General features: G+C 56.6%; 9 protein-coding genes. All 9 read left to right on the top strand.

Annotated features, from left to right (window positions below):
* The first annotated feature begins 3 nt into the window (after positions 1 to 3).
* The 9 genes from KO498_RS15615 (at position 4) to KO498_RS15575 (ending at position 13,956) form a co-directional block, all read left to right on the top strand.
* Positions 4 to 960 (top strand): ABC transporter permease, encoded by a 957-nt coding sequence (locus KO498_RS15615; protein ID WP_215960859.1) that lies wholly within the window; start codon positions 4 to 6, stop codon positions 958 to 960.
* Positions 960 to 1,775 carry an ABC transporter permease gene (locus KO498_RS15610; protein WP_215961302.1) on the top strand — a complete coding sequence of 272 codons (816 nt, stop codon included), beginning with the start codon at positions 960 to 962 and terminating at the stop codon, positions 1,773 to 1,775. Before KO498_RS15615 ends, KO498_RS15610 begins: the two co-directional genes overlap by 1 nt.
* Positions 1,772 to 3,409 carry an ABC transporter ATP-binding protein gene (locus KO498_RS15605; RefSeq protein ID WP_215960858.1) on the top strand — a complete coding sequence of 546 codons (1,638 nt, stop codon included), beginning with the start codon at positions 1,772 to 1,774 and terminating at the stop codon, positions 3,407 to 3,409. Before KO498_RS15610 ends, KO498_RS15605 begins: the two co-directional genes overlap by 4 nt.
* Before the next feature lie 231 nt (positions 3,410 to 3,640).
* Complete coding sequence (locus KO498_RS15600; RefSeq protein WP_215960857.1) at positions 3,641 to 4,507, top strand: DUF4349 domain-containing protein; 867 nt, start codon at positions 3,641 to 3,643, stop codon at positions 4,505 to 4,507.
* Positions 4,504 to 5,343: an alkaline phosphatase family protein gene (locus KO498_RS15595; RefSeq protein WP_215960856.1), complete on the top strand. Its 840-nt coding sequence runs from the start codon at positions 4,504 to 4,506 to the stop codon at positions 5,341 to 5,343. Before KO498_RS15600 ends, KO498_RS15595 begins: the two co-directional genes overlap by 4 nt.
* Before the next feature lie 290 nt (positions 5,344 to 5,633).
* A complete protein-coding gene (locus KO498_RS15590; RefSeq protein WP_215960855.1) occupies positions 5,634 to 8,810 on the top strand; it encodes an Ig-like domain-containing protein in 3,177 nt (1,058 codons plus the stop codon).
* 123 nt (positions 8,811 to 8,933) lie between these two features.
* On the top strand, positions 8,934 to 10,199 hold the full coding sequence (locus KO498_RS15585) for a TolC family protein (RefSeq protein ID WP_252731497.1): 1,266 nt from the start codon (positions 8,934 to 8,936) through the stop codon (positions 10,197 to 10,199).
* Positions 10,200 to 10,270: 71 nt separating this feature from the next.
* Entirely contained in the window at positions 10,271 to 12,772 is a 2,502-nt protein-coding gene (locus KO498_RS15580; protein ID WP_436835947.1) for an ATP-binding cassette domain-containing protein, read from the top strand.
* Positions 12,769 to 13,956, top strand: coding sequence for an HlyD family efflux transporter periplasmic adaptor subunit (locus KO498_RS15575; protein ID WP_215960853.1), 1,188 nt, complete (start codon positions 12,769 to 12,771; stop codon positions 13,954 to 13,956). Before KO498_RS15580 ends, KO498_RS15575 begins: the two co-directional genes overlap by 4 nt.
* Positions 13,957 to 13,993 lie beyond the last annotated feature (37 nt).

Raw genomic sequence — 13,993 nt, 5'->3', positions numbered from 1 at the left:
AGTATGCACCCCATTATCAAATTGGTTGCCCAGCGTTTATCGCTGGGCATCCTGTTGTTGTTCGCGGCTTCCGCGATGATATTTGGCCTCACTGAGGCTCTTCCGGGTGACGCGGCACAGGCTGTTCTTGGCCAAGCGGCGACACCTGAATCCCTTGCCAACCTGCGCGAGGAAATGGGCCTGAACGAGCCTGCTGTTTCACGATACTTTGACTGGCTCGGCGGCATCATGACCGGCGATCTCGGAACCTCGATCGTGAACCGGCTCGACATTGCGGAAAGTGTTGGAAAGCGCCTTGGTAACACGCTTTTCTTAGCTTTCTGGGCGGCTGTTGTTTCAGTCCCTCTGGCGATTTTCCTTGGCTTGCTGGCCGTGCGCTACCGCGACCGCTGGCCTGACAAGCTGATTTCGGCGATCACCCTGACGACGATCTCTATTCCCGAATTTCTTATTGGCTATGTGCTGGTGTATTTCCTCGCGGTGAAGCTTGGTTTTGGCACGGCTTTGGCGATGGTCAATGACAGTATGAGCCTTTGGCAGAAGCTGAACGCGATTACGCTACCTGTGTTGGTGCTGACGCTGGTTGTTCTGGCGCATATGATGCGTATGACACGCGCGGCAATTCTCAACGTGATGCAGTCGGCATATATCGAAACTGCCGAGCTTAAGGGCTTGAGCACGTTTAATGTGATTGCCAAACACGCCTTTCCAAATGCGGTATCACCGATTGTGAATGTGGTGATGCTCAACCTTGCATACCTTGTTGTTGGCGTTGTCGTTGTCGAGGTTGTGTTTGTTTACCCGGGCATGGGGCAGTTCCTTGTTGATGCGGTGACGAAACGCGATGTGCCGGTTGTGCTGGCTTGCGGCATTATTTTTGCCGCGATCTACATTGGCCTGAACATGCTGGCGGATATTATCTCGATCCTTGCGAACCCAAGATTGAGGCACCCGAAATGATAAAAAATATTCCTCTATCGGCCAAGCTCGGGTTGTTCATAACAATCACCTATTTTCTGACAGCGATCTTTGCGTCTTTCATCGCGCCCTATGGCATGGCTGAAATTGTCGGCGATGTTTGGGAGCCTTCCAGTGGTAAGCATTTGCTGGGCACTGACAACATTGGCCGTGATCTGCTCACGCGGATGATTTACGGTGGTCAGACGACGATCTTTATCGCCACAGCGGGCACGATCCTGTCGTTTGTGACGGGGTCAACGCTTGGCTTTCTGGCGGCGACGCTGGGCGGCTGGGCGGATCAGCTGTTGAGCAGGTTCGTTGATTTGATCATGGCGATCCCCTCGCTGATCATGGCCTTGGTTATCCTCGCGATGGTGCCTGTCACCGTGCCTGTGCTGATCCTTGTGATGGGCTTACTTGACGCCACTCGCGTGTTCCGGCTGGCGCGTTCTGTCGCTGTTGACATTAACGTCATGGACTATGTTGAAGCGGCGCGTTTGCGTGGTGAGGGCGGGGCTTGGGTGATCTTCAGAGAGATCCTGCCAAACGCGCTTAGCCCGCTTGTAGCCGAGCTTGGCCTGCGCTTCATCTTTATGGTTCTTTTCATCTCGACGCTCAGCTTCCTCGGGCTTGGTGTGCAACCACCGCTGGCCGATTGGGGCGGCATCGTGAAGGAAAACAAAGACGGTATCGTCTATGGCATTGGTGCTGCGCTTTATCCGGCGGTTGCGATTGCGACGCTGGCGATCTCGGTGAACCTTGTCGCTGACTGGGTGCTGAACCGCACCACCAGCCTGAAAGGGGGCCGCGGATGAGCAACGCAATGCTGAAAGTCAAAGGCCTCAAGATCGGCGCGACGGTTTATCCGCCCGGTGAGAAGCCGCATGATATCGAGATCGTGCATGGTGTCGATTTCGAGGTCGAGAAGGGCAAAGTGCTTGGATTGATCGGCGAAAGTGGCGCGGGTAAGTCAACCATCGGCCTTGCCGCTATGGCTTACGGGCGCGGCGGTGTTGAGCTGACGGGGGGCGAAGTCTGGGTCAATGACCGCGAGATTTTGCACACCACGCGCAACGATCTGCGCTCTTTGCGCGGTGGGGAAGTGACCTATGTGAGCCAATCGGCAGCGGCGAGCTTTAACCCTGCACGCCAGATCATGGAGCAAGTCACGGAAGCGGCCATCCGGCACGGGAAGTTCAGCAAAGCAGACGCGGAAGCGCGCGGTGTTGAACTGTTTCGCAAGCTTGGCCTGCCAGACCCCGAGAACATCGGCAAACGCTATCCGCACCAGGTTTCGGGCGGGCAGTTGCAACGGTGTATGACGGCACTGGCACTGTGCCCCGAGCCTGACCTTGTGGTGTTTGACGAGCCGACAACAGCGCTAGATGTGACGACGCAGATTGATGTGCTTATGGCGATCAAGGAAGCGATCAGGGATACGGGTGTCGCGGCGCTCTATATCACCCACGACCTCGCGGTTGTGGCGCAGGTGTCAGATGACATCATGGTGCTCAAAATGGGCGAAATGGTTGAATACGGCAGTGTTGACCAGATTATCAACTCACCCAAAGAAGACTACACCAAGGCATTGGTTTCTGTGCGTTCGATTGACCATGAAGAAAAGGTCTCTTCGGATGAAGCTGTGCTCAAGGTCGAGAATGTGACTGCGCGCTACAAAGGCACGAAGTTTGATGTTCTCAAGGACATCAATGTCGAGCTGCATGCTGGCCAGACCTTGGCTGTGGTTGGCGAAAGCGGCTCGGGCAAGTCAACGCTGGCACGGGTGATCACCGGGCTTTTGCCGCAGAAAGACGGCAATGTGCATTTTGCCGGACGCGACTTGAAACCGGTGATGAAAACCCGACCGAAGGAAGACTTGCGCGAGTTGCAGATGATCTACCAGATGGCGGATACGGCGATGAACCCGCGTCAGACCGTTGGCACGATCATTGGCCGTCCGCTCGAGTTCTACTTCGGGCTTAGGGGCGCCGAAAAGCAAAAGCGCATTCAGGAACTTCTCGACGAGATCGAGTTGGGCGAGGGGTTTCAAGACCGCTACCCAGCCGAGCTTTCGGGCGGGCAAAAGCAGCGGGTGTGTATTGCTCGCGCGCTGGCCGCAAAGCCCAAGTTGATCATCTGTGACGAGGTGACGAGCGCACTTGATCCGCTGGTTGCGGATGGAATTTTGAAGTTGCTGCTGGACTTGCAGAAGCGTGAAGATGTGGCTTACCTGTTTATCACCCACGACCTTGCGACCGTGCGCGCGATCGCTGACAGCATCGCGGTGATGTATCAAGGTGAAGTGGTGCGCTATGGTCCAAAGTCACAGGTATTGTCGCCGCCATTTGACGACTATACCGACTTGCTGCTCAGCTCTGTTCCGGAGATGAAGCTTGGCTGGCTGGAAGAGGTTATTGCCAACCGCAAAATGGAGAGCGGCGGGAACTAGGGCTGCTGAAACCAAGGCTGCTGAAACCAAGGCTGTTGGATTTCCTGTGCTGACGCACAGGACTCGCGCGCGGAGGCTAAAGCCCCCGCGCGCATTTCGTTGTATTTGGTTGAGAGTTCGAATGAGTATTTTTGCGAAAAGAAAAGCGGCGGGGGGTTGCTTGCTTGCGGTTGCTCGCTTGTGATTGCGATCTGTAGTGGGCAGGTTGAATGAATATTTGGAGGATGTGATTTGAAATCTGTATTTGCGCGGCGCTTGGGTGTTTTTTTGATCGGCTTTTTGCTGATGTTTTTGTTCCGGCTTGGTTATGGATATATGACCCAGCCGAACGGCGAGGTGGTCTCGACGGGAGCGTTCTATCAGCAGGTGAACTCGAGTTTCGAGCTGTCACGCAAGAACTATGCAGGCCAGAAGAAGGCCATCGGAGTTGGGCCTGCCTCGGTTGATCAACGCTACGAGAAGGTGGCGACGCTTGGGCTTGTGTCCGAGATGTTTGATGAGGACGAAGCCGAGTTGCGGCGCATCGCCAAGAGCGTGAAGGCACTGGTGCAGCATGAGCAGGCCTTCGGGCTTGCCGGGCAACGGCATTTGCAAATCGCACTCGGAGTGAACCCTGACCACTTTGACGCTGTTATCGAGCAGCTGCGGGCGATTGGGCAGCCTGTGAGCTTTCAGGTGAACAAGACCGACAAGACCAACGAGTATCGCGAGCTTCTGGCGCGGCGGGAGAGTTTGGAAAAGTCGCGCGACAACCTTGTGACGTTGAAGAGCCGTGAGGCGGAGCTGGCGGATTTGATCGCGCTTGAGACCCGGATACTCGACCTTGAGAGCCAGATCCAGTCGCTTGGTGTTTCGGTCGGGGAGTTTGACAGCGAGTTCGAGTTTGTCACCATTAAGCTGACGATGCGTGAGGTGCCTGCAGCGAAGGTGCGTGAGATTGGCTTGATGACACGTAGTAAAGTGGCGCTTGAGTGGGCGGTGAAGTATTACTTTTTGCTCATCGGGGCGTTCTTTATGTTTGCTTGTGCTTCGTTTTTGAGCATCTTGGCGATGCGCTGGCTGAAGGCGCTGGCAGGCGATGGAGACAGCAAAGCATGAAACGTAAACTACTTTTGATCATCCTTGACGGCGTGCCTTTGCGCAATTTTCGGCGGTTGTTTGGCAACCTTGAGGGTTGGGTTGCAAGTGGCGAGGCGCAGAGCTGGACAATACGCGCAACGCTGCCGTCGATCTCGGCCAGCTGCTATGCGAGCATTCACACCGGCGTGACGCCGCAAGTGCACGGCTGCACGGGCAACGGCAATGTGTTCCGGCTTAAGCAGGAAGATGTGTTTGCCGCGGTGCGCAAGGGCGGCGGCGTGACGGGGGCTGTGGCGCATAGTTTCTGGAGTGAGTTCTTCAACCGGCACCCTTATGATTATGTGCGCGATGTGGAGTATGACGAGCCCGAGAGCGATAGCATCAACCACGGGCGCTTTCACTCGATGACGGGGTATGGGGCGAACAACCAGATGACGCCTTCTGATGTTGATCTGTTTGGCACATTGACCAACCTTTGTCTGAACAAGGGGCTGGATTACGGCATGCTGCACACCTGCACGCTTGATAGCATGGGGCACCGCTACTTTCACGATTGTCAGGAGATGGACCATGCCTGCTTTGTGATGGACGAGATGCTGGCACCGTTTATCTGGCGCTGGCGGCAGATGGGCTATGAGATCATGGTGACCGCCGATCACGGGCAAGACGAGCGCGGGCATCACGGCGGTAAGGGTGATTTGCAGCAGCTCTCGGCGCTGTATTACTTTGGTGCGGGGCAGGGGCCGGCAAAAGATGTCGAAATTGACCAGTTGCAACTGGCGCCAACGATCCTGAGCCGGTTGGGGGCGCCTGTGCCGGACACAATGAAAGCGTCTGTTTTTCTGACTGAGTGATTTCGGTGATGATATGGTCCAGAGATCTGCAACTGAGAGACATCCCCAAGAATAGTGAGTTGAACCTCGAACAACTTAAGCGATAGCAGCGGCGCAGCGTGGAGCATGTTTTGCGTGATGTTTGTTGCAAGCTTGCAACGTAGGACCCCCTAAATGTCTGCAATGATAGGCTATTTAGGGGGTGAGCAACATTTAGGCACTAGCCAAACGAATCACCTATCTGATACTGAATGTGTCAGAAATGCGGCGCAACAAATGACGTCGCGTGTGTTGAGGCAAATGGTGGTGTAATGAAACCTATTAGTTTTGTTGCCCGTGATGGCACGGGAAATGTCGATCGTGGTTCGGTCGAAGCAAGTAAGAATATTACAACAATCGAAGCGGAGGCGGGGGCTGATTACTCTTTCAACCTGCGCCAGAGCGACGTGTCCAGCTACAAGCGGCTGGGCGGCAATCTGGAGATCACGCTGGCAGACGGCCGGATCATCCTGATTGAGGATTTTTTCAACGCATCGGGGCAACCGGTTGCTGATCTGTTCCTTTCGGCGGACACTTACATCAGTCAGGTGAGCCTGGTTGAAGGTGCTAACGGCGAGCTTTACGGCCAATACGGCGTTGCGGAAGCTTGGGGTAAGTATGGTGATACCGACGAGCTTATCTTTGTGGATGGCACCGAAGTTGCGCATGCGGGCATGGCTGACGATGATGTGAGTATGCTTGGAGCGGGCATTTTGAGTGGCCTTGGTGGCGCGCTCGGAACTGCCGGCGCGGTTGCTGGTGGTGTTGGTCTCATCGGCGGTATTGCAGGTGGCGGTGGAGGTGGCTCGACCTATGTAGAGCCAACCGTCAATGACGGCACAGTTGTTATCGGTGGTGACGATGTGACCAGCGAGCAGGAGACTGTGAGCGTAACCGGCACCGCTGATCCGGGGTCGGAGGTTGTGGTTGTGATCGGTGGCGAGACTGTCACTGTGGTCAGCGACGAGAACGGTCAGTGGGAGGCTGTTTTTGACGGTGAAAACTTCCCTGATGACGGCGTTTACACGGCGCAGGTTACTGTCACCGAAGAGGGCGGCACTGTCACCGAGTTGACGGGCCCGGATATTACAATTGATTTGACCGGCCCTGAGATCGTTATGGTTGATGGTGTTGAATCAACCGGTGATCTGGTGAATTTCGCAGACCATTCAGACGGTGTTGAGCTGAGCGGCACAGGCGAGGCTGGCGCTTCGATTTCTGTAACCGTGAGCGGCGTTACGCACGAAACGGTTGTTGGCGAAGATGGCAGCTGGAATGTGACTTTCTCGAACACCGAAATTGTCGGTGGCGAGTATGAAACTGATGTAACAATCATTTCGACAGACAGCTTTGGCAACTCGACAACGACAGTGGAAACACTGGTTGTTGATACCATCGGTGATGTCACGCTGACTGGTGCAAACGGCGGCGCTGACGGTGTTGTCAACGAGGCCGAGCACGCCCAAGGGGTGACATTGACAGGGACGGCGCAGGCCGGTTCGACTGTTATGGTCACGCTCGACGGGGTTGAAATGCCTGCCACGGTTGATGCGAGCGGCAACTGGAGCGTGACTTACGCCTCAAGCCAGGTTCAGACCGGCGAGTGGACGGGTAACGTTACGGTGAACGCATCCGACGCCAACGGCAACACATCAAGCGCCACGGGCACTGTCGAGTTTGACACGCTTGTAAGCGATTACGTGATCAACACGACAACTGGCGGCGCGGACGGCGTTGTAAACGCAACCGAAGCGCAAAGCGGTGTGGCCTTTGGCGGCACGGTCGAGCCGGGATCAACCGTTATGGTTAACTTCGGCGGCATTGATCGTGCGGCAACGGTTGACGCGAGTGGCAACTGGACTGTCAATTTCTCGGCGGGTGAAGTGCCGCAGAGCGACGGTGGCACAGTTATGATGACGGCCGTAGCGACAGACGGTGCTCAAAACAGCTCGACACTCACACAGGAAGTGGTGATCGACAATGTTGCGGGTTCTCTGACGCTGAGCACACTTCCTATCGAAGGCGACAACATCGTCAACGCACAGGAAGCTTCAGACGGCGTGACCGTTCGCGGCACTTCGGATGCAGGCAACATGGTTGATGTGCAGCTTGGCAATGCAACGGTCACTGTAGAAACCAATGCGTCCGGCAACTGGACAGCGAACTTTAGCGCCAGCCAGATCGAAGAGGGCACTTACAACGCTGAAATCACCGCCACGACGATGGATGCGGCGGGTAACGTGCGCACCGTAACGGGCAATGTTGATGTCGATACAGAGGTTCTTAACCTCGGCATTTCGACTGACCTGGTTGCTGGCGATGATGTCGTCAATGCTGTCGAGCGCGATGGTGGCGTTGAGTTTAGCGGCACAACAGAGCCTGGCTCGCAAAGCGTTATGGTCACGATTGATGGTGAAACGCGCTCGGCTTCGGTTGATGCGGGTGGCAACTGGTCGGTGACGTATCCGTCATATGCCCTGCCTGAAGGTGAAGCCACGCACACATTGGAAGTTGATGTGACAGACCGCGCGGGCAACACGGCCTCGACCACACGCTCTGTCGAGTTTGACACGCTGGTGAACGAGCTTTCGGGCGGCGCCGTAGAAGAGGGCGGCACGGCTGTCTTCAACGCAAGCGATGTTGCTGACGGTGTCAGCGTAACGGGCTCGGTTGAAGCGGGTTCAACCGTTGTTGTCAGCTTCGGCGGTTCTGACTATACGGCCACTGTTGATGCAAGCGGCAACTGGACGGCAGACTTGCCGGCAGAAGCCTTCTCGGCTGAAAGCTACTCGGCTGATCTTGTCATCACTGCGAAGGACCTCGCGGGCAACGTGTTGAGCGAAACTCAAACCATCGAGATTGATGCGGATATCCCTGATAGCCCAGAGATCAACGGTGTGTTTGACGTCAATGTCGCCGGTGTTGACGGGTATAGCGCAGTTCAGGTTGTGAGCAGCGATGACACCCAGACGGTCTATGAAGTGTCAGGCAGTTCGGCGACGGAAGTTGCAGCTGATAGCGATGGTGTCCCTCTTGGTGGCGACAGCCTCTACGGTCTTGATCCGATGGTTCAGGATGGATCGCATCTGGTTGTGTCGGCTGAAGATGCCGCAGGTAACGTTTCAAGCACATTCGTTGCGTTGGATGACCCTGCGGGCTCGAACACCCTTGACATGAGCAGCGTCAACCCGGGCCTTGCGGGGCTTGAGATCGAAGCGATTGATCTGACCTATGCGGAAGACACCAACCTGACGCTGTCACTTGATCAGATCGAAGCCTTTGCGGACAACAGCGACACGCTGGCGATCCACGGTGGTAACGACGATACAGTGACAATCGACGGTGCTGTCAAATCTGACACAAGCGTTAGCGAAGGCACAGACACTTATGATGTCTACACAGTCGGCGATACGCAGGTGCTGATCGACGACGATATCACAGTTATCTAAACTACGGTTGGGGCGCCTTGAGCAGGGGCGCCCCGCCGACGACATATAATTATAACGCCGGAAAAAACGAGGCGAGCCATGGGGCATGGGTATTTTTTAAGCGGTAAAACTGTTGGATTTCTGATGGGGATTACCGCACTTGGCGGCTGTATGAGCCAAGACGGAGAAGGCATTGTCAGCCGGATGAAGACGGCGCCTTTCGGGGCCGGTCAGAGCAAAAAGACAGACACGGCTGATGCCGGATCATTTGTTATCACCAGTTTGCAGGCGCGCAGCAGCGTGTTGCCTTCGGGCAGCGCCTACGAGCAAGTCGCGACGCCAGTTCTCGCCGCGAACTCGCGTGCAGCAGAAAGCGAACTCAAGAGTGCGCGGCTCAGGTCTGAAGCGCAGTCAAAGAACTGGTTGCCAACCATCGGGCCGAGCATTTCGCTGACATCGTTGAGTGACGCCGTGACCAGCATTGTGGTTGACGCGGTGCTTTACTCGGGCGGCAAGAAAAAGGCCGAGCGCGCCTTTGCCAAGGCCGATGTCGAGGTGGCTGCGGTGAACCTTGCTGTTGACACCAACGAGCGCGTGCATACGGCGCTTTCGCTCTATCTTGCTGGGCAGGAAGCGCGCGAAAAGTCGGCGATGTTGAGTGCTGCGTTGAAAGATATGAAGCACTTCGAGTGGATCATGACCGAGCGCGTCAAAGGCGGTGTTTCGGATATGTCTGATCTTAACGTCATTCGCCACAAGCTCGCCAAGATGCATGCCGAGCTTTCCGCCGAGACGGATGCAGCGGCTTCGGCGATTGCCGAGCTAAACGCGATGTCGGTTCGCAAGCTTGATGCCGTGCAGGGTGTGAGCAAGATCGTCGTGGCGCGCGGCTCGGTGCAGCCCTTGAGCGTGATGCATGCCGAGGCGGAGAAGACACGCTCTATCGCCAGTGCAAAGATTGACAGAGCAGGGTATCTGCCGACAGTTACCGCCTCTGCAAACTCGAATGGCGGCGGCATCACTGGATCGATTGCTCCGGAGAACCCGATTGGCCTTGGTATGGGAGCCAACCTCGAAGCTATCAAAGCGACAGAAGAAGCTGCAGGGCGTCGCGTTGCGCAGGCTCGTGAAGAGGCTGACCGTCGGATTGCCAAGTATGGCGCGCAAGCCTCGGCTCTGGCACGCCAGGCGGCAGAAGCCCAAGCACTGACGGGGCAGGCGAAGGCAAACCTTGATCTGTTCCAATCCCAGTATGACGCAGGGCAACGGCAGGTGATGGATGTTGTCGGCGTATATGAAACCTACGCCACGCAAGCGCAGGCGGCGATCGAGTTGAAATACAGCCTTGCAGCTGCAAACCTTGAAATGGCGCGAGAACTTGGCCTGCTTGCTGACGGGAGCGAGATTTGAGCAAGAATCCTGTCACGTTGAGCATCAAAGCCGGGGGAAAAGCCCGGCTTAAGGCCGTTGATAGCGCGGAAATGCCCGCCAAAACGCCTGCCAACACCGAAGCACCTACCGGCAAACTAAAGATGAAGCGGCGGGCGAAGCCTGAAGCCGTTGTGAAGCCGGAGCCAGCCGTTGTTGCCAAGAAAAAGCCGGTGATCAAGCGCCGTGATGTGCTTGCGGCTGAAGCTGAAGAGGCGGCGCGCGCCAAGCACCGTGCCAAGCCCAAGCCTGCGATCCATGCCAAACCGCTCGGCAAAGCTCTGGGCGCGCGGACAACAAAGACTGCTGATGAAGGTGTTGCAACACCGGCGGACAAGCCTGCCATCAAGGCCACTGTGGGCTTGGCGGTGAAGCCAGCCGCAAAACCAGTTGCGAAACCAGCCGCGAAAGCGCTTATCAAGGCCAAGCCGAAACCCGCCAACCCAAAACAGACGCGTGCGCGTGCCGAACTGGCTGCGACCTATGCAAGTTTGCTAGGGGTGCAGGCGGTTGCACGAGACGTTCTTGACGTGATCGTGCACCAGGAAGGTGCCGCGGCAGAGAAGCAACCAAGTGTGCTTGTTGAAGGGCTTGAGGCTGTCGGGCTGAATGCGGCTGTTGAGACAGTCAGGCAGCTCGGGCAAGCGGAGTGGCCTGCGATTGCATTGATGAGCGACGGGCAGATGCTGCTGGTGCTTGAGCGCGACGGTGAGGCTGTGGTGCTTTATGACACCACATGCACAGACAACCGCGCTCTCGTGCCGATGGCTGAATTCGAGCCATACTTTACAGGCACTTACGTCAAGGCTGAGGCGCCTTTAGAGAAGATTTCAAAAGCACACGCGCCAAAGAGTGATGCGCCACATTGGTTCTGGAGCGAGTTCAAGGGCTTTCGCAAACCGTTTATGGAAGTCGGGCTTGGTTCGTTTGTGTCGAACTTGCTGGCTGTCGCGGTGGCGCTGTTTAGCTTGCAGGTTTACGACCGCGTGATTCCGCACCAGAGCGAGGCCACATTGTGGGTGCTTGCCGGCGGTGCCGCGCTGGCGATCCTGATGGAAGGGATGCTGAAAGTGGCGCGCGCCCGTCTTATGGACGGCTCGGGCAGACAGATAGAACTCAATGTTCAAAAGCTGTTGATGAACCGGATTTTGGGCATGCGCAGTGAGCGGGCCGGGAAAGAGCCAAGCCAGATTTTCTCGTCGATGCGCGAGTTCGGCTCTGTTCGCGAGTTTTTCACCGCGTCAACTGTGGGCGCACTCACCGACATTCCGTTTATCTTTGTGTTCTTGCTCCTGGTGGCGTCGATCGCAGGCAATGTGGTTTGGGTCTTGATCCTTGGTGGCATTCTGATGGTCGTTCCCGGTTTCTTTTTGCAAAAGAAAATGATCGCGCTGACCAAGGAAACGCAGGGCGCGAGCGCCAAATCAAGCCGGATGCTGCATGAGGTCATCTTTGAACTCGACACCGTCAAGACACAGCGCTCGGAGGATCGCGTCAAGCGGCTTTGGGAAGAGCTGACAGCTTTGTCGGCGCTCAAATCCAGTGAGCAGCGCAGACTGGCTTCGTCGCTGACGTTCTGGAGTCAAGGCGTGCAGCAGGCGACCTATGTAAGCGCGGTGATCATGGGCACATACCTTGTGTTCGCCGGTGAGTTTACGGTTGGCTCGATCATCGCTGTTGGCCTGCTGACAGGCCGCACGCTGAGCCCACTAACACAGCTTGCAGGCACAATGGCCCGTTGGGGCAATGTGAAGGCGGCGCTCGACGGGCTTGATAGCATTGCAATGGCCGAGCAGGACCGCCCGCAAGAGCGCAGCTTCTTGCGCCGTGAAAACCTTGAAGGGCGCTTCGAGCTTTCTGATCTCAAGTTCACTTATGACGAGGGCACCGCCCCGCAGCTTGATGTGAGCAATGTCGCGCTGAAGGCGGGTGAGGCGGTTGCTGTGCTTGGCTCGAACGGCTCAGGCAAGTCAACGCTGCTCAAGGTGCTGGCGGGGCTTTATGCGCCGACAACGGGCCGTGTGCTGCTAGACGGCACCGACATGAGCCAGCTTGATCCGCGCGATGTGCGGCGCATGGTTGGCTACCTCGGCCAAGAGGTGAAACTCTTTGCCGGAACCCTGCGCGACAACCTTAACCTCAGCCTGCTAGAGCGTGACGACGAGCGGCTGATGCAGGCGCTTGATTTTTCAGGCCTCGGGCCGTTTGTGAAGAACCACCCCAAGGGGCTAGATCTTGAGATCCGCGATGGCGGTATCGGGCTTTCTGTTGGCCAGCGTCAGTCTATTGGCTGGGCGCGGTTGTGGCTGCAAAACCCCAAGATCTGCCTGCTCGACGAGCCAACTGCCGCGCTTGACCAAACGCTTGAGAAGGTGCTGGTTGACCGTTTGGAAACTTGGCTCAAGGGGCGCACTGCCGTTATCGCGACACACCGCGTGCCGATTTTGCAGCTGACCACTCGCACCCTGATTTTGCAGGGCGGGCGTATGGCCGTTGACGGGCCTCGCGACCAAGTGCTTGCACATCTTAGCAAGGCTTCGGGGGGGCAATCATGAGCGCAGGAACAACCAACCTAGCAGGCCAGATGAACGCCAAGCTGCGTGGGCCGAGCCTGACAATCTGGCTCTGTGCGCTGACGGTGTTTTTGTTTGTCGCTTGGGCGGCCTTTGCATGGGTCGACGAGATTGTGCGCGCCGAAGGCGAGATGATCTCTTCCTCGCGGCCGCAGATTATCCAGAACCTTGAAGGCGGCATTCTGGCCGAGCTTTTGGTAAAAGAAGGCCAGGTTGTTGACGAAGGTGACGTGCTGGCAAAGCTGCGCGGCACGCAGTTTCAAAGCTCGGTTGATGACCTTGGTGATCAGATCATCGCGCTTGATATCCGCCGCCGCCGTATTGAGGCCGAGCTTGAAGGCCGCAGCGATTTTGGTGTGCCGGAAGCGCTTCAGGTGCGCAGCCCCGATATTGTGGCTTCAGAGCGCGCATTGCTGGTTGCTCGACAGACTGATTTTGCCTCGGCGAAAGCCGGTGCCAAGCAGGTTCTTGAACAGTCCGCTCAAGAGAAACGCCTGCTTGAAGGCTTGTTGAAAAAGAAGATCGTCGCTTTGATCGAAGTGACACGTGCGCGCAAGTCTTATGCGGATGCCAAGATCAAGTATGATGAGATTGTCACCCAGACCGAACTTGAGCGGGCGCAGGAATACTCGGACACGCTTAAGGAGTTGGCGACGTTAAAGCAGACCTATAAGGCCAGCCAAGACCAGCTTGAGCGGACTGTGTTGAAGTCGCCTCTGCGCGGTATCGTCAACGGCCTTGCCGTGACAACTATTGGCGGTGTTGTGAGACCCGGTGAAGAGATTTTGCAGATTATCCCGCTGGACGAAGAGCTATTCGTTGAAGCGCGGGTGAAGCCTGAGAACATCGCTGGTGTGCGGCGCGGGCAGGAGGCAACTGTGAAGTTGTCGGCCTATGACTACACCATTTACGGCTCGCTTAAGGGCAAGGTTGACGTGATCTCGGCAGATACATTCAAGGATGACCGGGCGCGCGATCCTGAGGCTTCGGCGCATTACAAGGTAACTGTGCGGGTGGATATGAGCCAGCTTACCGACCGTCAGAGCCGGATCGAGATACGCCCGGGTATGCAGGCCAATGTCGAGCTTCACACTGGCTCAAAGACGGTGCTGCAGTACTTGCTCAAGCCGCTTTACAAGTCACGTGAGGCCTTCCGCGAGCCTTAGGGGTGTGTGCGCAGTCGCGTGATCATCGCCAGCGACT

The sequence above is a fragment of the Lentibacter algarum genome, from assembly GCF_018860975.1.
GTDB classification, from domain to species: domain Bacteria; phylum Pseudomonadota; class Alphaproteobacteria; order Rhodobacterales; family Rhodobacteraceae; genus Lentibacter; species Lentibacter algarum_A.
Note: the sequence above shows the minus strand (reverse complement) of the source record. Positions and strands in the feature narration are given on the sequence as shown.

Bases quoted from the DNA above. Each gene is read 5' to 3' on its own strand.
- KO498_RS15615 (WP_215960859.1), top strand. From the start codon at position 4: ATGCACCCCATTATCAAATTGGTTGCCCAGCGTTTATCGCTGGGCATC.
- KO498_RS15605 (WP_215960858.1), top strand. From the start codon at position 1,772: ATGAGCAACGCAATGCTGAAAGTCAAAGGCCTCAAGATCGGCGCGACG.
- KO498_RS15595 (WP_215960856.1), top strand. From the start codon at position 4,504: ATGAAACGTAAACTACTTTTGATCATCCTTGACGGCGTGCCTTTGCGC.
- KO498_RS15590 (WP_215960855.1), top strand. From the start codon at position 5,634: ATGAAACCTATTAGTTTTGTTGCCCGTGATGGCACGGGAAATGTCGAT.
- KO498_RS15585 (WP_252731497.1), top strand. From the start codon at position 8,934: ATGGGGATTACCGCACTTGGCGGCTGTATGAGCCAAGACGGAGAAGGC.
- KO498_RS15580 (WP_436835947.1), top strand. From the start codon at position 10,271: ATGCCCGCCAAAACGCCTGCCAACACCGAAGCACCTACCGGCAAACTA.
- KO498_RS15575 (WP_215960853.1), top strand. From the start codon at position 12,769: ATGAGCGCAGGAACAACCAACCTAGCAGGCCAGATGAACGCCAAGCTG.